The following is a 22,679-nucleotide window of genomic DNA, read 5'->3' as shown; positions in this document are numbered from 1 at the left end:
GTGTCTCTGATCGCTTCTGACCACTTCCGCATCGTTGTCGGCCTCGGCAAGAGCGGCATGTCCCTGGTTCGCTTCCTGGCGAGCCGGGGCGTTGCCTTTGCGGTGGCCGATACGCGGGAAAATCCACCTGAGCTGGCCACGCTGCGGCGTGACTACCCGCAGGTGGAGGTGCGTTGTGGCGAGCTGGACGTGGACTTCCTGTGCCGTGCCGACGAACTCTACGTGAGCCCCGGCCTGGCCCTGGCGACCCCGGCCCTGCAGGCTGCTGCTGCCCGTGGGGTGAAATTGTCCGGTGATATCGAGCTGTTCGCGCGTAACGCAAAGGCACCGATCGTGGCAATCAGTGGTTCCAACGCCAAGAGCACCGTGACCACCCTGGTGGGCGAGATGGCAGCGGCGGCGGGCAAGCGCGTGGCGGTCGGCGGCAACCTCGGGACCCCGGCCCTGGACCTGCTCAGCGATGACGTCGAGCTGTACGTGATGGAGCTGTCCAGCTTCCAGCTGGAGACCACCGACCAGTTGGGCGCCGAAGTGGCCACCGTGCTCAACATCAGCGAAGACCACATGGACCGTTACAGCGGCCTGCCGGCCTACCACCTGGCCAAGCACCGGATCTTCCGTGGCGCCCGGCAGGTGGTCTTCAACCGCCAGGACGCTCTGACCCGGCCACTGATCGGTGAAGGCCTGCCATGCTGGACCTTCGGCCTGAGCAAGCCTGATTTCAAGGCCTTCGGCCTGCGCGAAGAGGACGGCGAGAAGTACCTGGCCTTCGAGTTCCAGAACCTGATGCCCGTGCGCGAGCTGAAGATCCGCGGCGCCCATAACCAGTCCAACGCCCTGGCAGCCTTGGCCCTGGGTCATGCAGTGGGCTTGCCGTTCGACGCCATGCTCGCGGCGCTGCGCACTTTCGCCGGCCTCGAGCATCGCTGCCAGTGGGTTCGCGATCTGGATGGCGTGGCGTACTACAACGACTCCAAGGCCACCAACGTGGGCGCCGCCCTGGCGGCCATCGAAGGCCTTGGCGCCGACATCGAAGGCAAGATCGTGCTGATCGCCGGTGGTGACGGCAAGGGCGCCGACTTCAAGGATCTGCGCGGCCCGGTGGCGGCCAACTGCCGCGCGGTGATCCTGATGGGGCGCGACTCCGATCAGATCGGCGAAGCCATCGGTGACGCCGTGCCGCTGATTCGTGTCGGCTCGCTGCAGGAAGCCGTGGAGCAATGCCGCGCCACTGCCCAGCCCGGTGATGTGGTGCTGCTGTCGCCGGCCTGCGCCAGTTTCGACATGTTCAAGAACTACGAAGACCGTGGCCACCAGTTCGTCCGCGTTGTGGAGGAGCTGGCATGAACCTGAGAAACATCATCAAGCCCTATCCATCGCCGATCATCACCGGTCGGGGCATCGACCTCGATTTCCCGATGCTCGCCGGTTGCCTGACCCTGCTCGGCCTGGGCCTGGTCATGATTGCCTCGGCCTCCACTGAAGTGGCGGCGGCGCAGTCGGGCAGCGCCCTGTACTACATGATTCGCCACCTGATCTACATCCTGCTGGGCCTGGGGGCCTGCATCGTCACCATGATGATCCCGATCGCCACCTGGCAGCGCCTGGGCTGGTTGATGCTGATCGGTGCCTTTGGCCTGCTGGTGATGGTGATCATTCCGGGGATCGGCCGGGAAGTGAACGGTTCGATGCGCTGGATCGGCTTCAGCTTTTTCAACGTCCAGCCTTCCGAGATCGCCAAGGTGTTCGTGGTGATCTACCTCGCCGGTTACCTGGTGCGGCGCCAGAAAGAAGTGCGCGAGAGCTGGATGGGCTTCTTCAAGCCGTTCATCGTGCTGCTGCCCATGGCTGGCCTGCTGCTGATGGAGCCGGACTTCGGCGCCACTGTCGTAATGATGGGCGCCGCTGCGGCCATGCTGTTCCTGGGAGGGGTCGGGCTGTTCCGGTTTTCCCTGATGGTGGTGCTGGCGGTTGCCGCGGTGGTGCTGCTGATCCAGATGCAACCCTATCGTATGGCACGTCTGACCAACTTCGCCGACCCCTGGGCCGACCAGTTCGGTGCCGGCTACCAGCTGTCCCAGGCGTTGATCGCCTTTGGTCGCGGCGAGTGGCTGGGCGTCGGCTTGGGCAACAGCGTGCAGAAACAGTTCTACCTGCCAGAGGCTCACACAGACTTCGTGTTCTCGGTACTGGCTGAAGAGCTGGGCGCCGTCGGTTCGCTGTGCACGGTGGCGCTGTTCGTCTTTGTCTGTATCCGCGGCATGTACATCGGCTTGTGGGCGGAAAAGGCCAAGCAGTTCTTTGCCGCCTATGTCGCCTACGGATTGTCGTTCCTGTGGATTGGCCAATTCCTGATCAACATCGGGGTGAACGTCGGCCTGTTGCCGACCAAGGGCCTGACCTTGCCTTTCCTCAGTTATGGCGGCAGCTCGCTGGTGATCTGCTGCGCCTGTCTGGGGTTGTTGCTGCGTATCGAATGGGAGAGCAGGACCCACCTGGGCAGTGAAGAGATGGAGTTCAGTGAAAGTGACTTCGCCGAGGAGCCGAGCCATGGGCGTTAATGTCCTGATCATGGCCGGCGGCACCGGAGGCCACGTGTTCCCGGCACTGGCCTGCGCCCGCGAGTTCCAGGCCCGTGGCTACACCGTGCACTGGCTGGGCACCCCGCGCGGCATCGAAAACGATCTGGTGCCTGCGGCCGGGCTGCCGTTGCACCTGATCAACGTCAGCGGTTTGCGGGGCAAGGGCAAGCTGTCCCTGCTCAAGGCGCCGTTCGTGTTGATCAAGGCCGTGCTCCAGGCGCGGCGGGTCATTCGCCAGTTGAAGCCGGTCTGTGTCCTGGGTTTTGGCGGTTATGTGACCGGCCCTGGTGGAGTTGCCGCGAAGTTGTCCGGGGTGCCGGTCATTGTTCACGAACAGAACGCCGTGGCCGGTACCGCCAATCGGCTGCTGGTGCCGTTGGCTGCCCGAGTCTGCGAAGCTTTCCCGGACACCTTCGGTGCCTCGCAAAGCCGGCGCACCACGGGCAACCCGGTACGCACCGAACTGTTCCTCGAAACACCGCGCGAGGCCCTGGCCGGACGCAAGGCGCGTTTGCTGATCCTGGGCGGAAGCCTGGGCGCAGAGCCGTTGAACAAGCTGTTGCCGGAAGCCTTGGCACAGGTCGCCCCCGAGCTGCGCCCGGAGGTGTTCCACCAGGCCGGCAAAAACCACGATGAAGTCACTGCAGAGCGCTATCGCGCCGCCGGCGTCGAGGCGCAGGTGCAGCCCTTTATCAAAGACATGGCCCAAGCCTATGGCTGGGCCGACCTGGTGGTCTGTCGCGCAGGCGCGTTGACCGTCAGCGAACTGGCTGCCGCCGGTCTGCCCTCGATGCTGGTGCCTTTGCCCCACGCGATCGACGACCACCAGACCCGCAATGCCGAATATTTGGCTCGTGAAGGTGCTGCCTTCCTGATGCCGCAAAGAACGACTGGTGCTGCGGACCTTGCCGCTCGCCTGACAGAGGTTTTGATGCAACCAGAACGACTCGACAACATGGCCCAGGCCGCCCGCCGCCTGGCCAAGCCCGGCGCCACCCACGACGTAGTGAATATCTGCCTGGAGGTGGCCCATGGTTGAGAATCAGAAAGCCATGCCGCAGCCGGAAATGCGCCGCATCCGCCGCATCCACTTCGTCGGTATCGGCGGTGTGGGCATGTGCGGGATTGCTGAAGTGCTGCTGAACCTGGGCTACCAGGTTTCCGGTTCCGACCTCAAGGCATCGCCGGTTACCGAGCGCCTGGAGTCCTTTGGCGCACAGATTTTCATCGGCCACCGCGCCGAGAACGCTGCCAATGCCGATGTGCTGGTGGTTTCCAGCGCCGTGAACACCTCCAACCCGGAAGTTGCCACCGCTCTGGAACGGCGTATTCCTGTGGTGCCGCGGGCGGAAATGCTCGCCGAACTGATGCGCTACCGTCACGGCGTAGCTGTGGCCGGCACCCACGGCAAGACCACCACCACCAGCCTGCTGGCCTCGGTATTCGCCGCTGGCGGCCTGGACCCGACGTTCGTCATCGGCGGGCGGCTGAATGCAGCGGGCACCAATGCACAACTGGGCACCAGCCGTTACCTGATTGCCGAAGCCGACGAAAGCGATGCCAGCTTCCTGCACCTGCAACCGCTGGTGGCTGTGGTCACCAACATCGACGCCGACCATATGGCGACCTACGACGGTGACTTCAACAAACTGAAGAAAACCTTTGTCGACTTCCTGCACAACCTGCCGTTCTACGGGCTGGCAGTGATGTGCCTGGACGATCCGGTGGTGCGCGAGATCCTGCCGCAGGTCAAGCGTCCGACCGTGACCTACGGCTTCAGCGAAGAAGCCGACGTGCGCGCCATCAATGTACGCCAGCAAGGCATGCAGACCTTCTTCACCGTACTGCGTCGCGACCGCGAGCCGCTGGACGTGTCGGTGAACATGCCGGGCAACCACAACGTGCTGAACTCCCTGGCGACCATCTGCATCGCCACCGACGAAGGCATCAGCGATGAAGCCATTGTCCAGGGCCTGTCGGGCTTCCAGGGTGTGGGCCGACGCTTCCAGGTCTATGGCGAACTGCCAGTGGAAGGGGGCAACGTGATGCTGGTGGACGACTACGGTCACCACCCGACCGAAGTCGCTGCGGTGATCAAGGCCGTGCGCGGTGGCTGGCCGGAACGCCGCCTGGTGATGGTCTACCAGCCGCACCGTTTCAGCCGTACCCGCGACCTGTACGACGACTTCGTGCAGGTACTGGCCGATGCCAACGTATTGCTGCTGATGGAGGTCTACCCGGCCGGCGAGGAGCCGATCCCGGGCGCCGACAGCCGTCAGTTGTGCCACAGCATCCGTCAGCGTGGCCAACTGGATCCTATCTACATCGAGCGTGGGGTCGACCTGGCACCGCTGGTCAAGCCGTTGCTGCGCGCCGGTGACATCCTGCTGTGTCAGGGTGCCGGTGACATCGGTGGCCTGGCGCCAAAACTGCTCGGCAGCCCGCTGTTCGCCGGTGCTGTAGCCGCTGGCAAGGGGGCGAAATGACCGCTGCCTACGCCAACCTGCTCTCTACCGTGAAACCGAGCGATTTCGGTCGCGTCGCCGTTCTTTACGGTGGCAAGAGCGCCGAGCGCGAAGTGTCGCTCAAGTCCGGCAAGGCCGTGCTTGAAGCGCTGCAGAGCGGCGGTGTGAACGCCTTCGGCATCGACGTCGGCGATGATCTGCTGCAACGTCTCTTGAGCGAGAAGATCGATCGTGCCTTCATCATTCTCCACGGTCGTGGCGGTGAAGACGGCAGCATGCAAGGGCTGCTGGAGTGCCTGGGGATTCCTTACACCGGCAGCGGCATCCTCGCTTCGGCCCTGGCCATGGACAAACTGCGTACCAAGCAGGTCTGGCACAGCCTGGGCATTCCGACGCCGCGCCACGCCGTATTGAGCTCCGAGGCCGATTGTATTTCCGCGGTGGCGGAACTGGGCCTGCCTTTGATCGTCAAACCGGCTCATGAAGGCTCCAGTATCGGTATGGCCAAGGTGACTTCCGCGTCCGAATTGATCGACGCATGGAAGGCGGCCAGTACCTACGATTCGCAAGTGTTGGTCGAGCAATGGATCCAGGGTCCGGAGTTCACCATCGCGACCCTGCGTGACCAGGTGCTGCCACCCATCGCCCTGGGCACTCCCCACACATTTTACGACTACGACGCCAAGTACCTGGCTTCCGATACCCAGTACCGGATCCCGTGCGGGCTCGACAGCTCCAAGGAACAGGAACTCATGGAACTCACGGCGAAAGCCTGTGAGGCGCTCGGTATCGCCGGTTGGGCACGTGCCGACGTGATGCAGGACGCCCAGGGGCAGTTCTGGTTCCTGGAAGTGAATACCGCTCCGGGCATGACCGATCACAGTCTGGTTCCGATGGCGGCCCGCGCGGCCGGCCTGGATTTCCAGCAACTGGTATTGGCCATCCTGGCAGCCAGTCTTGAGGCGAGAGGTTAAGTCCATGCAAGGCGCGTCGCTTCGTCATCAGCAACCCGCACCCGGCCGCAAGCCGGTGCCGCGGGGTGCCAGCCGAATGGTGGCCAAAGAGCCGATGTCGGCGCGCCTGCCGAAAGCCAACTTCGGCTTTCTGAAAAGCCTGTTCTGGCCCGTGCTGCTGGTGGCTCTGGGGTTTGGCACCTATGAAGGGGCCCAGCGCCTGCTGCCGTACGCCGACCGCCCGATCACCAAGATCGCGGTGCAGGGGGACTTGAGTTACATCAGCCAGCAGGCGGTGCAGCAGCGGATCGCGCCTTATGTCGCGGCGAGCTTCTTCACCATCGACCTGGCGAGCATGCGCACCGAGCTGGAGCAGATGCCCTGGATCGCCCACGCCGAGGTACGTCGGGTGTGGCCGGACCAAGTGGTGATTCGCCTGGAAGAACAACTGCCGGTGGCCCGCTGGGGCGACGAGGCGCTGTTGAACAACCAGGGCCAGGCCTTCACCCCGCGTGAACTGGCGAACTATGAGCACTTGCCGCAGTTGTTCGGGCCGCAGCGGGCCCAGCAGCAAGTGATGCAGCAGTATCAGGTGTTGAGCCAGATGCTGCGGCCGCTGGGCTTTTCGATCGCCCGTCTGGAGCTGCGTGAGCGCGGCAGCTGGTTCCTGACCACCGGCGCCGGCAGTGCCGGCCCGGGTATCGAACTGCTCCTGGGCCGCGATCACCTGGTGGAGAAGATGCGCCGCTTCATTGCCATTTATGAAAAAACGCTGAAAGAACAGATCACGAACATCGCGCGCATCGATCTGCGCTACGCCAACGGCCTGGCCGTCGGCTGGCGCGATCCGGCGGCACCCACGACGGCGCAACCTGCCGTCGCGAAGAATTAAGAAGAGGCAGGACCATGGCAAATGTGCAAAGCGGCAAAATGATCGTCGGCCTGGATATCGGTACCTCCAAGGTTGTGGCGCTGGTGGGCGAAGTCGCGGCCGATGGCTCGCTGGAAATCGTCGGCATCGGCACCCATCCTTCCCGCGGCCTGAAGAAGGGCGTGGTGGTGAATATCGAATCCACCGTGCAGTCGATCCAGCGGGCGGTGGAAGAGGCGCAACTGATGGCGGGCTGCCGTATCCACTCGGCGTTCGTTGGTGTGGCGGGCAATCACATCCGCAGCCTGAACTCCCACGGCATCGTGGCGATTCGCGACCGTGAAGTCAGCTCGGCGGACCTGGAGCGGGTCCTCGACGCTGCCCAGGCCGTGGCGATCCCGGCTGACCAGCGGGTTCTGCACACCCTGCCGCAGGATTACGTGATCGACAACCAGGAAGGCGTGCGTGAACCCCTGGGCATGTCCGGCGTACGCCTGGAAGCCAAGGTGCACGTGGTCACCTGTGCAGTGAATGCCGCGCAGAATATCGAAAAATGCGTGCGCCGCTGCGGCCTGGAAATCGACGACATCATCCTCGAGCAACTGGCTTCGGCCTACTCGGTGCTCACCGACGACGAGAAGGAGCTGGGCGTGTGCCTGGTGGATATCGGCGGCGGCACCACCGACATGGCGATCTTCACCGAAGGCGCGATCCGCCACACCGCGGTGATTCCGATTGCCGGCGACCAGGTGACCAACGACATCGCCATGGCCCTGCGTACCCCGACCCAGTACGCCGAGGAAATCAAGATCCGTTACGCCTGCGCCCTGGCCAAGCTGGCCGGTGCCGGCGAAACCATCAAGGTGCCAAGCGTTGGCGACCGCCCACCGCGCGAACTCTCGCGCCAGGCCCTGGCCGAGGTGGTCGAACCGCGTTACGACGAACTGTTCACCCTGATCCAGGCCGAACTGCGCCGCAGTGGCTACGAAGACCTGATCCCGGCGGGCATCGTGCTCACTGGCGGCACTTCGAAGATGGAAGGCGCGGTGGAACTGGCCGAGGAAATTTTCCACATGCCGGTTCGCCTGGGCGTGCCCCACAGTGTCAAGGGCCTGTCCGACGTGGTGCGCAACCCGATCTATTCCACCGGTGTCGGCTTGCTGCTGTACGGGCTGCAGAAACAGTCCGACGGCATCTCGTTCTCCGGCATCGGCAGCCGCGACAGCTACAGCAGCGACGAGCCCAAGGCGGCACTGCTCGATCGCATCAAGAGCTGGGTGCAGGGCAACTTCTAAAGATTTACCGCAACACCGTTTCAAAGCAGTAGGCAGTAGGCGAAAAACTAGAGAAATGAAAGGAGAGGGAAAATGTTCGAACTCGTAGACAACATCCCGCAAAGTCCGGTAATCAAGGTTATCGGTGTTGGCGGTGGCGGCGGCAACGCGGTCAATCACATGGTCAAGAGCAACATCGAAGGCGTCGAGTTCATCTGCGCCAACACTGATGCTCAAGCGCTGAAAAACATCGGCGCGCGGACCATCCTGCAACTGGGTACCGGCGTGACCAAGGGCCTGGGCGCGGGTGCCAATCCGGAAGTCGGCCGTCAAGCCGCCCTGGAAGACCGCGAGCGTATCGCTGAAGTACTGGCGGGCACCAACATGGTGTTCATCACCACCGGCATGGGCGGCGGTACCGGTACCGGTGCGGCGCCGATCATTGCTGAAGTGGCCAAGGAAATGGGCATCCTCACCGTTGCGGTGGTGACCCGTCCGTTCCCGTTCGAAGGCCGCAAGCGCATGCAGATCGCCGATGAGGGCATCCGCGCGCTGAGCGAAAGCGTCGACTCGTTGATCACCATACCCAACGAGAAACTGCTGACCATCCTCGGCAAGGACGCCAGCCTGCTGTCGGCTTTCGCCAAGGCGGACGACGTGTTGGCCGGTGCCGTTCGCGGTATTTCCGACATCATCAAGCGTCCGGGCATGATCAACGTCGACTTCGCCGACGTACGTACCGTGATGAGCGAAATGGGCATGGCGATGATGGGCACTGGCTGCGCCAGCGGTCCGAACCGTGCACGTGAAGCCACTGAAGCGGCGATCCGCAACCCGCTGCTGGAAGACGTGAACCTGGAAGGCGCACGCGGCATCCTGGTGAACATCACCGCCGGTCCTGACTTGTCCCTGGGCGAGTACTCCGACGTGGGTAGCATCATCGAGGCCTTCGCTTCCGAACACGCCATGGTCAAGGTCGGTACCGTTATCGATCCGGACATGCGTGACGAGCTGCATGTAACCGTAGTGGCCACCGGCCTGGGCGCAAAAATCGAGAAGCCTGTGAAGGTCATCGACAACACCGTCCAGACTTCCATGTCCGCCCAGTCGCAAGCGCCAGCCCCTGCTCGCCAGGAACTGCCGTCGGTGAACTACCGTGACCTGGACCGTCCGACCGTCATGCGCAATCAGGCGCAGTCGAACGCGGCGACCGCGGCGAAGCTGAATCCGCAAGATGATCTGGACTACCTGGACATCCCGGCATTCCTGCGTCGTCAGGCCGATTGATGGAATGCATCAGGGGTATTAGGGTGATTGGTGTTCAGCAAAGGCATGGTCTGCTATTATCGCCAGCCTTTGTTGATACCAGTTCGCAATTTGCGCTGAAGCGGCCCAAGCCATGATTAAACAACGCACCCTGAAGAATATTATCCGTGCCACAGGTGTAGGCCTGCATTCCGGGGAGAAGGTATACCTGACCCTCAAGCCTGCGCCTGTCGACACCGGCATTGTGTTTTGTCGTGCCGACCTGGACCCTGTGGTGCAGATTCCTGCTCGCGCGGAAAATGTTGGCGAAACCACGATGTCGACCACTCTGGTCAACGGTGACGTCAAAGTGGACACGGTGGAGCACTTGCTCTCGGCCATGGCTGGCCTGGGCATCGATAACGCCTACGTCGAGCTCTCCGCGTCTGAAGTCCCGATCATGGATGGCAGTGCCGGACCCTTCGTATTCCTGATTCAATCTGCTGGCCTCGAAGAACAGGACGCAGCTAAAAAGTTCATCCGCATCCTTCGTGAAGTGACCGTGGAAGACGGCGACAAGCGCGCCACTTTCGTGCCTTTCGATGGTTTTAAAGTGAGCTTCGAGATCGATTTCGATCACCCGGTTTTCCGTGACCGCACCCAGAGTGCAAGCGTGGACTTCTCCAGTACTTCGTTTGTAAAAGAAGTCAGCCGCGCCCGTACCTTTGGTTTCATGAGTGATATCGAGTACCTGCGCAAGCACAACCTCGCACTCGGCGGCAGCGTGGAAAACGCAATTGTGGTCGATTCGGATGGCGTACTGAATGAAGACGGTCTTCGCTACGAAGACGAATTCGTCAAGCACAAGATCCTGGATGCAATTGGCGACCTCTACCTGCTGGGCAACAGCCTGATAGGTGAGTTCAAAGGCTTCAAGTCGGGCCATGCACTGAACAACCAGCTACTGCGCAAGTTGATTGAGCAGAAAGATGCCTGGGAAGTCGTGACCTTCGAAGATGCCAGCACTGCACCGATCTCTTACATGCGTCCGGTTGCGGCCGTGTAAGTCACTCTCTCTTTCCTTTTGTTTTTGAAGGCCATCCCCCCGGATGGCCTTTTTTTATGCCTGCGGTTTCAAGCGCCGCGCTTGGAGCCGCCCTGGGACATGTTGGAAACCACCCGGTTGCGCCCGCTGTACTTGGCCTGATACAGCGCCTTGTCGGCGTCGCTCACCCATTGTTCAAGACCGATATCGGCGTTACCCGACCAGGTGTTGATGCCAATGCTCACGGTCAGCGGCGCGGCGTGTTCGCTGATGGCCGGCAAGGCGGCGATGCTGGTGCGGATCTTCTCGGCGAGTACGGCGGCGCCGGCACTGTCGGTACCTGGCAGGATGACCGCAAACTCCTCGCCGCCATAGCGCGCCGCCAGGTCCGATGGGCGCCCGACGCAGGCGCCAATGCTCTGTGCCACCACACGCAAGGCCTGGTCCCCCAGTGGATGGCCGAAGCGGTCGTTGAAGGATTTGAAGTGATCGACATCGACCATCAATAGCGACAACGGCAGGTTGGCGCGCCGGGCCCGCGACCATTCGTTGCCCAGCACCTGGTCCAGGGTACGGCGATTGGCCAGGCCGGTGAGGGCATCGACGGCTGCCAGGCGCGCCAGTTCCTGCTCGGCGCTCTGCCGGCGCCGCAGTTCGCGGCACAACTGCCAGGTCAGCCAGAACAGGGCGATGCAGAGGGCGCCAGTGGCGCCGCTGATCAGCACCGCGGTGCGTTGCCAGGCTCCGAAGACCTCGTCGATGGACAGCGCGACAATCACGATCAGGGGCAGATCGCCGACCTGGGAAAAGGTGTACAGCCGCTGCTTCTGATCAACGCTGGAGACGCTGCTGAAGCTGCCGTTGCCTTCACGCAGAATGCGGACGAAGTTGGGGCGGCTGCTGAAGTTCTTGCCTATCAGGTCGTCTGCCAGCGGCGGTTGCTGGGCCAGCAGAACGCCGTCGCGGCTCACCAGGTTGATCGTACCGTTGCGACCGATATCCAGATTTCTGAACAGCTCGTTGAAGTAGCTCAGGCGCATGGCCGCTTCGGCCACCCCGATGAACTGGCCATGCTCGTCGCTGAGCCGGCGGCTGAAGCTGATCCGCCAGTCGTGATCGGCGGTGCGCGCGCGGAACGGCGGGCTGATCATCATCCTCGGGTCCGGATTGTCGATGTGCGATCGAAAGTACTCGCGATCGGCGTAGTTGCCCGTGCGCGGCACGACCGAGGCCGAGTCGGCCAGCACGTCGCCGTGCCTGTCCAGCAGCAGGATGTCGCCCTTGTAGGGCGCTGCGGTGGCCCGGTCGAACAGCGCCAGGTGACGTATGGACGCCGAAACATCCTTCAGATCGTCACGTTGCGCGGCACTGATCAGTCCCTTGAGAGACAGGTCGTAGAGCTCGACGTTGCGCAATACATCGGCGTCGATCAGTTGCACGATGTTGTTGGCGGCACGTGTGGCAGCCTGTTCGGCAGCGGCGTGTTCGCGGATCAACAGGTAGGTGACGATGCCGAGAATGGCTACAACGATCAGCGAGCTGGAGAGGATCAGCAGGCGCTCGGTATTTGACGCGATCTTCCCTGTGCGGGGTGTCGCACTACTCACGTTCATGATTTTGATTTCTGCTGCGTCGACAGTTTTGAGTCTAGTGTGGACGTGGGCTACAGAAATCGGTCACGCCTGCGCGCTTGTATAAATCTCCGATAAAAAAAAGACCAGCAAAACATGCTGGTCTTTTTGTTTGGGCGGCTTAGAAGACGTTGATCGGGTAGTCGAGGATCACCCGGTATTCGTCGGTGTCGTTGTCCAGCGCGCCGTAGCCGTTGCCGCCACGGTTGGTGGCCCACTGCAGGCGTACGGCGAGGTCCTTGGCGCTGCCGCCCTGCACCACGTACTTGAGGTCCAGGTCGCGCTCCCAGTGCTTGGCGTTCTTGCCGTCGGCGCTGTACCAGCTGGCATAGCCGCGGCTGGCCGGATCGACCTTGGTCAGGTCCAGCTCGCCACGCGAGTAGGACAGCGCCGAAGTCAGGCCCGGCAGGCCGAGACCGGCAAAGTCATAGGCGTACTTGAGCTTCCACGAACGCTCGTTGGGGCCGTTGAAGTCCGAATACTGCTGGGAGTTGTCCAGGTAGATGCTGTCGCCCTGGGCGATGTAGTCGAACGGTGTGTTGCCGTTGACCCGCTGATAGGCCGCGGTGACGCTGTGGTTACCCACACCGACGGTGAAGTGCAGGCTGTAGGTGTTGTTGTCGATGTTGCCCAGCAGCGCCTGGCCGGTGTCCTGAGTGTGATAGAAGTGCAGGCCCGGGTTGAGGCTGACCAGTTCGTTGACCGCGTAGGTGTAGTCCAGGTCGTAGTAGTACTGGTTCCAGATGTCCTTGAGTTCGGACGCGTAGAGGCTGCTGGTCAGCCCTGGCACGCCGCTCCAGGCCACGCCGGCCCAGTTCAGGTGCAGGCTCTCGTCGCCCTCGCGCAGGCTGCCGTAGGAAGTACCGATGCGCTTGTGTCCGCTCTGGTTGTACGGCTTGGTGAAGCTGGCCTGGCCGCCCTCGATCAACCAGCCGTCGAAGCTGTGGTTGGTCAGGCTCACGCCGCGGAAGGTCTGGGGCAGCATGCGGCTCATGCCGCCGGCGATCACCGGGTTGTTGAGGAACAGGTCGCCAGCCTTGAGCTCGGTATCGAAGGCCCGCATTTTCAAGGTGGCGCCGGCGGTGGAGAACGAGCCGGGTGCCTTGTGCCGGCCATCGTCGCTGATAGGCAGGATGCTCGACTGGGTGGTGCCGCCACCACCGTCCAGCTTGAGGCCGAGCATGGCGTTGGCATCAAGGCCGAAACCCACGGTGCCCTGGGTGTAGCCCGACTCGAAGACGCCGAGAAAACCCTGGCCCCATTCGATGTTGTCTTTGTTCTGCTGCAGGCGGTTGCGGTTCATGTAGTAGTTGCGGGCGTTGAGCTTGAGGCTCGAACCCTCGACAAAACCCTCGGCCTTGGTTTCTTCGGCCGCTTGCCCGAGTGTCGGGATCGTTGCGGCGATTGCAATGAACAGGGGGCTGATCTTCAGTGAGGTCTTGAACAACGTTTAGCTCCTTTGGTGAACGACAATGGCTTCTTATTGTGAATTCGGGTGTTTCTTGTTCTGGGTATGACGAGTGTGCCGAGGGTTTCTATACGGCAAAAAAAAGCCGCTGAACTCAGCGGCTTTAAGACAACTTACTCCCGGGTTGAAAGCAGAGAAGTTGTCGAGGGAAACAAGTCGAAAGCTAGGATCAACTGTCTTTCTGAGTGTCGCTCTTGCTTTGCTCGGCAGTGATCTTCTGGGCTTGCTGAGTGTTTTGCTGCTGGGCTGCCTGGGCGATCTGGGCTTGTTCGAAAGCGGCGGCGCGTGCGGCATTTCTTGCCACGAATCCCTGGGATTCTTCGGCCATGGCCATTGGTGCCACGAACAGGGAAGACAAAACAAACGCGCTGGCGATACCCATACTGTTGGACATTTCTGAAGACCTTCTTGCAGAGCAAGTTCAATTCGGTGCGACAAAAATATAACCACGTGGCTGCTGGAAAAAGAGCCGAACAGGATAAGGACTGTTACAAAAAAAACAATAGTAGGAGCTGGCTTGCCAGCGAACGCGCCCTATCGCCTTGCGCCGGATGTGTTGACGCCTTCGCCGGCAAGCCGGCTCCTACAGAATCCGAGAATCCGAGAATCCGAGAATCCCGAGTCAGAGAGGCAGGTACAGGCCGAAGGTATTGATGCCCCGGTCGCTGCGCACGAACACATCGCCGCCATGCATCAGGGCGATGGCCTTGACGATGGCCAGCCCCAGGCCGTGATTGGCACCGCTGTTGCTGCGCGAGGCATCCACCCGGTAGAAACGCTCGAACAGCCGTGGCAGGTGTTCACTGGCAATGTCCTGCCCCGGGTTGCTGACGGCGATCGCCACCTGGTGTTCCTGGACCTCGATCCGCACCTGGATCACTTCCCCGGCTGCGGTGTGCTGCACCGCGTTGCTCAGCAGGTTGATCAGGGCCCGGCGCAGGTGGGCAACCTCGATCCGCACCTGGGCATCGCCCTGGACCTCGACCCTGACCTGGGCGTCTTCGAGGATGAAGTCCAGGTAGTCCAGGGTCGTTGCCACTTCCGCCGCCAGGGAACTGGTGGTGAGCTTGGTGGCCTTGTTGCCCTGGTCGGCACTGGCCAGGAACAGCATGTCGTTGATGATCGAGCGCAGCCGCTCCAGCTCTTCGAGGTTCGATTGCAGTACCTCGAAGTAATGCTCCGCCGAGCGCCCTCGGGTCAGGGCGACCTGGGTCTGGCCGATCAGGTTGGTCAGGGGTGAGCGCAGTTCGTGGGCCACATCGGCGTTGAACGACTCCAGGCGCGAGTAGGCGTGTTCGACCCGTTCCAACGTGGAGTTGAAGGAATTGACGAACTGCTTCAATTCCGGCGGCAGTGGCGACAATTGCAGGCGCCCGGACAGCCGTGGCGGTGCCAGGCGCTGGGCTTCCTGGGAGAGCTTGATCAGCGGCTTGAGGCCGATCCGCGCCACCCAGTAGCCCAGGGCCGAGGCCAGCAGCACGCCGACAATGGCCAGGCCGATCAGGGCCATCAGCAACTGATGCTGGGTCTGGTGGAAGGTGTCGGTGTCGATGGCGATCAGAAAGCGCAGGGCCGGGCGCTGTTCCTTGGCCGGCAACTGGCTGACCAGGACTTTCAGCGGATAGGGGTGATCGCTCAGGTTCAGGTCACGCATGCCCAGGGGGCCTTGGGCGAATTCGCGGATCTGCGCGTCGGGGCTGCCGTATTCATAGCCGGGGTCGCCGCTGATGGCCCAGAAGCGGATGCGCTTGTCTTCCTCGCTCAGCAGCTTGAGCTTGGCGTTGATCTTGGCCCAGTGCTCGGGGTTGCCGTAGCGGGTCAGGGCCGACTCCAGCACGCTGTAGCGCGCATCCAGTTCGGCTTCCGGGAGCAGCCCCAGGCCCTTGTCCACCTGCTGGTAGAGGGCCCCGCCAATCAGCAGGAAGATCAGCAGCGCCACCAGAGTGAACAGCCCGCTCAGGCGCAGGGCGATGGAGTTACTCGGCACCGCGGCTCTCCAGCACATAGCCCATGCCACGGATGGTGTGCAGCAGTTTCTGCTCGAAGGGGCCGTCGAGCTTGGCCCGCAGGCGCTTGATCGCCACTTCGACGACATTCGCGTCGCTGTCGAAATTGATGTCCCAGACCATTTCCGCGATGGCGGTCTTGGACAGGATCTCGCCCTGGCGCCGGGCCAGCACGCTGAGCAGGGAAAACTCCTTGGCGGTCAGGTCCAGGCGGCTGCCGGCACGGCTTGCCTTGCGGCTGATCAGGTCGATCCACAGGTCGGCGATGCTGATCTGCACCGGCTCATGCCCACCGCTGCGACGGGTCAGGGCTTGCAGGCGGGCCACCAGTTCAAGGAAGGAGAAGGGCTTGCCCAGGTAGTCGTCGGCGCCATCGCGCAGGCCCTTGATGCGGTCTTCCACGCGTTCGCGGGCGGTGAGCATGATCACTGGGGTCTGCTTGCGCGCACGCAGTGCTCGCAATACGCCAAAGCCATCCAGGCCGGGCAGCATCACATCCAGCACTATCACGGCATAGTCGCCCTCCAGAGCCATGTGCAGGCCTTCGACGCCGTCCCGGGCCAGGTCGACGGTGTAGCCTTGCTCGGTCAACCCGCGGTGCAGGTAATCGGCCGTTTTTTCTTCGTCTTCGATAATCAGAACGCGCATGACCCGCCTCAGGTAGTGGTGGCCGGCAACAGGGCCGGCTGGGGCCGGTGGAACAGCCGCTCAAGCCACAAGTATATGACCGGCGTGGTGAACAGCGTCAGGGCCTGGCTGACCAGCAGGCCGCCCACCACGGCAATCCCCAGGGGCTGGCGCAGTTCGGCACCGGCGCCGTAGCCGAGCATCAGCGGCAGGGCACCGAGCAGGGCGGCCAGGGTGGTCATGATGATCGGCCGGAAGCGGGTGATGCAGGCCTGGTAGATCGCCTCCTCGGGAGGCAGGCCGCCGTGGCGCTGGGCTTCCAGGGCAAAGTCGATCATCAGGATGCCGTTCTTCTTGACGATGCCGATCAGCAGCACCAGGCCGATCAGCGCCATGATGGAAAAGTCCTGGCCGCACAGCCAGAGCATCAGCAAGGCGCCCAGCCCGGCCGAGGGCAGGGTGGAAATGATGGTCAAGGGATGCACGAAGCTTTCGTACAGCACCCCGAGAATGATGTACACCGCCACCAGCGCCGCCAGGATCAGGTACGGCTGGCTGGCCAGCGAGCTCTGGAAGGCCTGGGCCGCGCCCTGGAAATTGCCGCTGATGGCCGTTGGCATGCCGATCTCGCTCTTGGCCTGGTTGAGCAGGATGACCGCATCGCCCAGGGCCACGCCGGGGGCCAGGTTGAAGGACAGGTTGGCCGCCGGGAACATGCCGTCGTGGGCAATCGACAGCGGGCCGATGGTGGGCGCATCGAAGCGCGCCAGGGCAGAGAGCGGGACCATTTCTCCGGTCAGCGGCGAGCGCAGGTAGAAGTAGTTGAGGCTCTCGGCCTTGCCCCGTTGCTGGGTGTCGAGTTCAAGGATCACGTTGTACTGGTTGATCTCGGTCTGGAACTCGTTGATCTGGCGCTGGCCGAAGGCGTCGTACAGTGCCTCGTCGACATCGCTGGCGGTAAGGCCGAAACGCGCGGCAGCCGTGCGATCGATATGGATGTGGGTGATGCTGCCGCCCAGTTGCAGGTCGTTGGAGATGTCGCGGAAGGCCGGGTTGCTGCGCAGCTTTTCCGTCAGGCGCTGGGTCCAGGTGCTCAGGGTCGGGCCGTCGTTGCTTTTCAGTACGTACTGGTACTGGGCGCGGCTGGGACCAGAGCTGAGGTTGATGTCCTGGCCGGCCCGCAGGTACAGGACAATGCCGGGCACCTTCATCAGTTGCGGGCGGATGCGGTCGATGAAGGCACTGGCAGACACGTCCCGGTCGCCACGGTTCTTGAGGGAAATCCAGAAGCGGCCGTTGGCGATGGTCTGGTTGCTGCCCGAGACCCCCACGGAGTGGGAGAAGGCCTGTACTGCCGGGTCGGCGGCGACGATCTCGGCCAGCGCCTGGTGCTTTTTCACCATGTCCGGGTAGGAAATGTCCGCCGCAGCCTCGGTAGTACCGAGCACGAAGCCGGTGTCCTGCACGGGGAAGAAGCCCTTGGGGATCAGGATATAGCCGGCAATGGCCATGCTCAGGGTCAGGCCGAAGATCCCCAGCATCAGTTTCTGGTGGGCCAGAGCCTTGCGCAGGCCGCGCTCGTAGACCGCCAGCAGGCGCTCGCCGAAGCCCGGCTTGGCATGGGCCGGGTGCACCGGCGCGCGCATGAACAGGGCCGCCAGGGTGGGGGCCAGGGTCAGCGAGACCACCACCGAAATCATGATGGTGGAAGTGGCGGTCAGGGCGAACTCCTTGAACAGCCGGCCCACCACGCCGCCCATGAACAGCAGGGGAATGAACGCCGCCACCAGGGAGAAGCTGATGGAGACCACGGTGAAGCCGATCTCGCCGGCGCCCTTGATTGCCGCCTCGCGCATGCCGTCGCCGGCTTCCAGGTGGCGGTGGATGTTCTCCACCACGACGATGGCGTCATCCACCACAAAGCCCACGGCCACGACAATGGCCACCAGGGTCAGGTTGTTCAGGCTGAAGCCCAGCACGTACATCAAGGCGAAACTGGCGGTCAGGGATACGCCCAGCACCGCGGAGACGATCAGGGTCGCGGACCACTGGCGCAGGAACAGCGCCATCACCGCCACCACCAGCAGCACGGCGATCAGCAGGGTGATCTCCACTTCGTGCAATGAGGCGCGGATGGTCTGGGTCCGGTCCACCAGCACCTTGACCTGCACCGAGGCCGGGAGCATGGCCTCCAGGCCTGGCAGGGCAGCCTGGATGCGGTCCACGGTCTCGACGATATTGGCGCCGGGCTGGCGCGAGATCACCAGGTTGACCCCCGGTTGGTCGCCGGACCAGGCCTGGACGTAGGCATCTTCCGAACCGTTGACTACCCGCGCCACATCCTGCAGGTGCACGGGGGCACCGTCCTTGTAGGAAACGATCAACTGGCCGTATTCCTCGGGATGGAACAACTGGTCGTTGGTGGACAGGGTGGAGATGCTCGACTCGCCGTACAGTGCACCCTTGGCCAGGTTGAGGCTGGTCTGCTGGATCGCCAGGCGGATGTCGGCCAGGGTCAGGCCAATGGCCGCCAGTTTGTCCGCCGAAGCCTGGACCCGGATCGCCGGGCGCTGCTGGCCGGTGATGTTGATCTGGCCGACCCCGTCGATCTGGCTGATCTGTCGGGCCAGCAGGGTTTCCGCGTAGTCACTGAGCTCGGTGCCGGGCATCTGCGTCGAACTGATGCTGAGGATCAGCACCGGGCTGTCCGCCGGGTTGACCTTCTTCCAGGTGGGCAGGGTGGGCATGTCCTTGGGCAACTTGCCAGCGGCGGTGTTGATCGCCGCCTGCACTTCCTGGGCGGCGGTGTCGATGCTCTTGTTCAAGGTGAATTGCAGGGTCAGCAAGGACGAGCCCAGGGCGCTGCTGGAGGTCATCTGGGTCATGCCGGGAATGGCGCTGAATTGCACCTCCAGGGGCGTGGCCACGGAAGAGGCCATGGTGTCCGGGCTGGCACCGGGCAGGGCGGCGGACACCTGGATGGTCGGGAACTCGGCCTCTGGCAGCGGAGCCACCGGCAGGCGCGGGAAGGCAATGGCGCCCAACAGTACCAGGGCGAAGGTCAGCAGGACGGTGGCAACCGGATGGTCGACGCACCAGGCGGACACCGAGCCATGGCCCTTCATGGCTGGGGCTCCGTCGCCTGTACCACCTGGGGTGGATCGCTCAGTACCTGGACCTGGGAGCCGGGCTTGAGCCGCGACTGGCCGTCACTGACCAGCACATCGCCAGCCTGGACCCCGGAGATGATGTTCAACCCGCTGTCCTGATACACCACCTGCACCGGCACGACTTCCACCTGCTGGCCCTTGACCCGGTACACGAAGTGCTGGTCCAGGCCGCGCTGGACCACGGTCGGCGGTACGGTGAGGGCGTTCTGGTCCAGGGCGGTCTGGATTTTCACCGTCACCAGTTGCCCGGGCCACAGCTGCTGCTGGGCGTTGCTGAACTCCGCCTTGGCGCGGATGGTGCCGGTCCCGGCGTTGATCTGGTTGTCGATCAGGGTCAGGTGGCCGTTGCCCAGCAGGGCCCCGGCGCTGTTGCTGTCAGCGCCGAGGAAGGCCTTGACCGCCGCCGGGTCCTGGGCGCGGATCAGTTGCTGCAGGGTTGGCAGCATTTGCTGGGGCAGGGAAAACTCCACGGCAATCGGGTCGATCTGGGTTACCGAGAACAGGCCCTGGGTATCGCTCATGCGCAGGAAGTTGCCTTCATCAACGGTACGAATCCCCACCCGGCCGCTGACGGGAGAGCGGATCTGAGTGTAGGAAAGCTGTACCTGAGCGGCATCAATGGCAGCCTGGTTGCCCTGGGCCGTGGCGTTGAGCTGATTGACCAGGGCCACTTGCTGGTCATAGGTCTGCTTCGAGATGCCGTCATCCACCGACAGCAGCTTGTAGCGCTTGAGGTTGATCTGGGCCACCTGCAACTGGGCCTGGTTCTGCGCCAGCTGGGCCCGGGCCTGATCGAGGTTGGCGCGTATCGAACGATCATCGATGGTCGCCAGCAGGTCGCCGGTCTTGACCAGTTGCCCCTCCTTGACCAGCAGCCGGGTCAGGATGCCATCCACCTGTGGGCGAATCACCACGCTGTGCAGCGACAGCACCGTGCCGATGCCGCTGGCGTAACGCGGCACATCCTGCTGGTGCACGCTGACCACCCGTACCGGAATGGCCGTGGGCGCGGCCAGCCTGGCGGTGGCGGGCTTGTTCAGGAACCACGCGGCACCGGCGATGAGCACCACGAGTACCGCTGCGGTCACGACTGTTTTCTTGGCAATGGGCATGGGGAGAGAGCGCCGGGCAATGATGTCGGAAGGATGGCCATGATCTGGGCACAGTTATAGCCCGACAACCCGGTCAGCACCGTGACGGCCAGCTGTCAGCGCTGTCAGAAAACTCCCGGTGGGCCCCGATCAAAGATGGCTGGCGCACAGGTATACTGGCGCCCACTGCGGCCTGCACCCCGGCGCGGATTTCCTTTCTCTCCTGGAGTTTCCATGACTTCCCCTGCACAACCCGCTGCGGATGACGCCCTGAACGTCGACCCGGCCGCTGACGCAACCGCTACCGACACCCCGAGCACAGCGGCGATCCCGGCGTTCAAGTTTCCCTTCAAGCCTTCCGAGTTTGCTCCTGCCAAGAATGCCCAGCAGCCCTGGTACAAAAATGGTGCCAGCAACGGACACACCAAGACCCCCGGCGCAGCGCCTCCCGGCACTCGTCGCTCCATGGGCAAACGCTGATATCGCCGACATTCGCAGAAAAAATCCCGATTTGCGCTTTTTTAATCGCAATGATGGCTAATTGCTTTAAACCTGAGCTGGATCAGTATTTGTGGCATCAGTGCGCTTAGAGTCAGCAGCCCTGCCGACTCCACCCAACACATACGAGCGCGCTATCCATGAAGATCAACCTTCCGGTTACTGGGCGAAACGTGGACTTTGCCCCTGATGCGAATATCCTTTCGACCACTGATCTGACTAGCGCGATCACCTACGCCAACCCTGATTTCATCAAGATCAGTGGCTACAGCCGTGAAGAGTTGCTGGGCGCGCCGCATAACCTGTTGCGCCACCCGGACATGCCCTCCGCGGCCTTCGCCCACATGTGGCGCACCCTCAAGCGCGGCCGTTCGTGGATGGGCATGGTGAAGAACCGTTGCAAGAACGGCGATCACTATTGGGTCAGTGCCTATGTCACGCCCGTGACCCGCGATGGCCAGGCGGTGGAATACCAGTCGGTGCGCACCAAACCCAGCGTCCGTCAGATCGAGGCGGCGGAGCGGGCCTATGCCCAGCTCAACGGTGCCGGCCCCTCGTGGTGGAGCCTGTTGCCGGTGATCAGCCTGCGGTTGCGTCTCTGGGCCTCCATCAGCGCCGGCTTCATCGGCAGCTACGGCGTTTCAGTGTGGCTGCTGCCCGAATCCTGGATGGTCCAGGGGGCCGTGATGGCCATGGGTTGGTGCCTGAGCCTGACGGCGGTCGGCGTGCAAGCGCGTCCACTGGATCGATTGGCCGAGCGCGCCCGGCAGATCGGTGACAACCCCTTGAGCCAGGGCATCTATACCGGCCGTACCGACGAGTTCGGGCGCATCGAGTTCGCCCTGCAGATGCTCGAAGCCCAGGTGGGCGCGGTAGTGGGGCGCATCGGCGATGCGTCCCAGCGCCTGGAGGGGCATGCCGCGGAACTGGTGGAGCATCTGCACAGCAGCCACAACAGCACCCTGGAACAGCAGGCGGAAACCGATCAGGTGGCGGCGGCCATTCACCAGATGGCGGCCAGCGTCGCCGAGGTCGCCACCCATGCCCAGCAGGCCTCGGTGGCGGCGGACCAGGCGGAAAGCGAAACCCGTGAGGGCCACCTGCTGGTGGGCGAAAGCCGCAGTGCGGTGCTGCGCCTGGCCAGCGAGCTGGAGCGGGCCACCGAGGTCATCCATCAACTGGAAAGCCATAGCACCGACATTTCCGGGGTGCTGGAGGTGATCCGCAGCATCGCCGAGCAGACCAACCTGCTGGCCCTGAATGCGGCAATCGAGGCGGCGCGGGCCGGGGAGCAGGGCCGGGGGTTTGCCGTGGTCGCCGATGAAGTGCGCGGGCTGGCCCAGCGCACCCAGGATTCCACCAACGAGATCCAGCGCATGATCAGCACCCTGCAAATGGGCGCGCGCAATGCGGTGGAGGCCATGCAGCACAGCAGCCAGCACCTGGAGAGCAGTGTCGACCAGGCCAAGCGCGCGGCGGTGGCCCTGGACGGCATCAGCCAGCGGGTCAACCAGATTACCGAGATGAGCTTGCAGATCGCCGCAGCGGTGGAAGAGCAGAGCGCAGTCAGCGAGGACATCAACCGCAACATCATCGGCATTCGCAATGCCTGTGAGGCGACCGTCAGTGCCGGCCAGCTCAGCCACGTCAACTCAGGCGACGTGGCCGGGCTGGCGGGGGACTTGCGGCAACTGGCCCTGGAGTTCTGGCACAAGCGCGGCTAGGGCTGTTCGCCGACCCGCCATTGTCCGCG

General features: G+C 63.1%; 17 protein-coding genes and 2 pseudogenes. 12 read left to right on the top strand and 7 right to left on the bottom strand.

The features are described from left to right. The 9 genes from murD to lpxC all read left to right on the top strand — a co-directional run bounded on the left by murD (nt 1) and on the right by lpxC (nt 10,456). Nucleotides 1-1,347 carry a UDP-N-acetylmuramoyl-L-alanine--D-glutamate ligase gene (gene murD / locus AC1RCO_RS19580; RefSeq protein WP_019093698.1) on the top strand — a complete coding sequence of 449 codons (1,347 nt, stop codon included), beginning with the start codon at nt 1-3 and terminating at the stop codon, nt 1,345-1,347. Next, complete coding sequence (gene ftsW, locus AC1RCO_RS19575) at nt 1,344-2,561, top strand: putative lipid II flippase FtsW (protein WP_011063311.1); 1,218 nt, start codon at nt 1,344-1,346, stop codon at nt 2,559-2,561. Before murD ends, ftsW begins: the two co-directional genes overlap by 4 nt. Beyond that, nucleotides 2,551-3,621 carry an undecaprenyldiphospho-muramoylpentapeptide beta-N-acetylglucosaminyltransferase gene (murG, locus tag AC1RCO_RS19570; protein ID WP_492617962.1) on the top strand — a complete coding sequence of 357 codons (1,071 nt, stop codon included), beginning with the start codon at nt 2,551-2,553 and terminating at the stop codon, nt 3,619-3,621. Before ftsW ends, murG begins: the two co-directional genes overlap by 11 nt. Continuing rightward, nucleotides 3,614-5,068, top strand: coding sequence for a UDP-N-acetylmuramate--L-alanine ligase (gene murC, locus AC1RCO_RS19565; RefSeq protein WP_011063309.1), 1,455 nt, complete (start codon nt 3,614-3,616; stop codon nt 5,066-5,068). Before murG ends, murC begins: the two co-directional genes overlap by 8 nt. Then, complete coding sequence (locus AC1RCO_RS19560) at nt 5,065-6,021, top strand: D-alanine--D-alanine ligase (RefSeq protein WP_370058013.1); 957 nt, start codon at nt 5,065-5,067, stop codon at nt 6,019-6,021. The genes murC and AC1RCO_RS19560 overlap by 4 nt, the downstream gene beginning before the upstream one ends. Before the next feature lie 4 nt (nt 6,022-6,025). After that, complete coding sequence (locus AC1RCO_RS19555; protein ID WP_015636926.1) at nt 6,026-6,892, top strand: cell division protein FtsQ/DivIB; 867 nt, start codon at nt 6,026-6,028, stop codon at nt 6,890-6,892. A 14-nt stretch (nt 6,893-6,906) separates the two neighbouring features. Further along, nucleotides 6,907-8,166 (top strand): cell division protein FtsA, encoded by a 1,260-nt coding sequence (ftsA, locus tag AC1RCO_RS19550; protein ID WP_011063306.1) that lies wholly within the window; start codon nt 6,907-6,909, stop codon nt 8,164-8,166. Nucleotides 8,167-8,238: 72 nt separating this feature from the next. Beyond that, nucleotides 8,239-9,432, top strand: a complete 1,194-nt coding sequence (gene ftsZ / locus AC1RCO_RS19545; protein ID WP_011063305.1) for a cell division protein FtsZ — start codon at nt 8,239-8,241, stop codon at nt 9,430-9,432. A 112-nt stretch (nt 9,433-9,544) separates the two neighbouring features. Further along, nucleotides 9,545-10,456: a UDP-3-O-acyl-N-acetylglucosamine deacetylase gene (gene lpxC, locus AC1RCO_RS19540; protein WP_011063304.1), complete on the top strand. Its 912-nt coding sequence runs from the start codon at nt 9,545-9,547 to the stop codon at nt 10,454-10,456. Between the two features lie 68 nt (nt 10,457-10,524). Here the strand turns inward: lpxC and AC1RCO_RS19535 are convergent, their stop codons facing one another. The 7 genes from AC1RCO_RS19535 to AC1RCO_RS19505 all read right to left on the bottom strand — a co-directional run bounded on the left by AC1RCO_RS19535 (nt 10,525) and on the right by AC1RCO_RS19505 (nt 20,449). Beyond that, nucleotides 10,525-12,048 carry a sensor domain-containing diguanylate cyclase gene (locus AC1RCO_RS19535; protein ID WP_492575234.1) on the bottom strand — a complete coding sequence of 508 codons (1,524 nt, stop codon included), beginning with the start codon at nt 12,046-12,048 and terminating at the stop codon, nt 10,525-10,527. A 139-nt stretch (nt 12,049-12,187) separates the two neighbouring features. Beyond that, nucleotides 12,188-13,513 carry an OprD family porin gene (locus tag AC1RCO_RS19530; protein ID WP_492617961.1) on the bottom strand — a complete coding sequence of 442 codons (1,326 nt, stop codon included), beginning with the start codon at nt 13,511-13,513 and terminating at the stop codon, nt 12,188-12,190. A 190-nt stretch (nt 13,514-13,703) separates the two neighbouring features. Beyond that, nucleotides 13,704-13,928, bottom strand: a complete 225-nt coding sequence (locus tag AC1RCO_RS19525) for a hypothetical protein (RefSeq protein WP_011063301.1) — start codon at nt 13,926-13,928, stop codon at nt 13,704-13,706. 228 nt (nt 13,929-14,156) lie between these two features. Beyond that, nucleotides 14,157-15,521, bottom strand: a complete 1,365-nt coding sequence (locus AC1RCO_RS19520; RefSeq protein WP_492617960.1) for a heavy metal sensor histidine kinase — start codon at nt 15,519-15,521, stop codon at nt 14,157-14,159. After that, complete coding sequence (locus AC1RCO_RS19515; RefSeq protein WP_011063299.1) at nt 15,511-16,188, bottom strand: heavy metal response regulator transcription factor; 678 nt, start codon at nt 16,186-16,188, stop codon at nt 15,511-15,513. The genes AC1RCO_RS19520 and AC1RCO_RS19515 overlap by 11 nt, the downstream gene beginning before the upstream one ends. Nucleotides 16,189-16,196: 8 nt before the next feature. Next, nucleotides 16,197-19,292 carry a multidrug efflux RND transporter permease subunit gene (locus tag AC1RCO_RS19510; protein WP_072450917.1) on the bottom strand — a complete coding sequence of 1,032 codons (3,096 nt, stop codon included), beginning with the start codon at nt 19,290-19,292 and terminating at the stop codon, nt 16,197-16,199. After that, nucleotides 19,289-20,449, bottom strand: coding sequence for an efflux RND transporter periplasmic adaptor subunit (locus tag AC1RCO_RS19505; protein WP_492617959.1), 1,161 nt, complete (start codon nt 20,447-20,449; stop codon nt 19,289-19,291). Before AC1RCO_RS19505 ends, AC1RCO_RS19510 begins: the two co-directional genes overlap by 4 nt. Nucleotides 20,450-20,662: 213 nt before the next feature. Here AC1RCO_RS19505 and AC1RCO_RS19500 point away from each other — a divergent pair, with 213 nt between their 5' ends. The 3 genes and pseudogenes from AC1RCO_RS19500 to AC1RCO_RS19490 all read left to right on the top strand — a co-directional run. After that, nucleotides 20,663-20,908 carry a hypothetical protein gene (locus AC1RCO_RS19500; protein ID WP_011063296.1) on the top strand — a complete coding sequence of 82 codons (246 nt, stop codon included), beginning with the start codon at nt 20,663-20,665 and terminating at the stop codon, nt 20,906-20,908. Between the two features lie 158 nt (nt 20,909-21,066). Next, a pseudogene (locus AC1RCO_RS19495) lies at nt 21,067-21,348 on the top strand (PAS domain-containing protein); the annotation flags it as partial. Nucleotides 21,349-21,660: 312 nt separating this feature from the next. Beyond that, nucleotides 21,661-22,650 (top strand): annotated as a pseudogene (locus AC1RCO_RS19490) (methyl-accepting chemotaxis protein); the annotation flags it as partial. Nucleotides 22,651-22,679 lie beyond the last annotated feature (29 nt).

It is taken from the genome of Pseudomonas sp. GW823-FHT03E05 (genome assembly GCF_058796855.1).
This window is presented reverse-complemented; position numbering and strand designations above follow the sequence as displayed.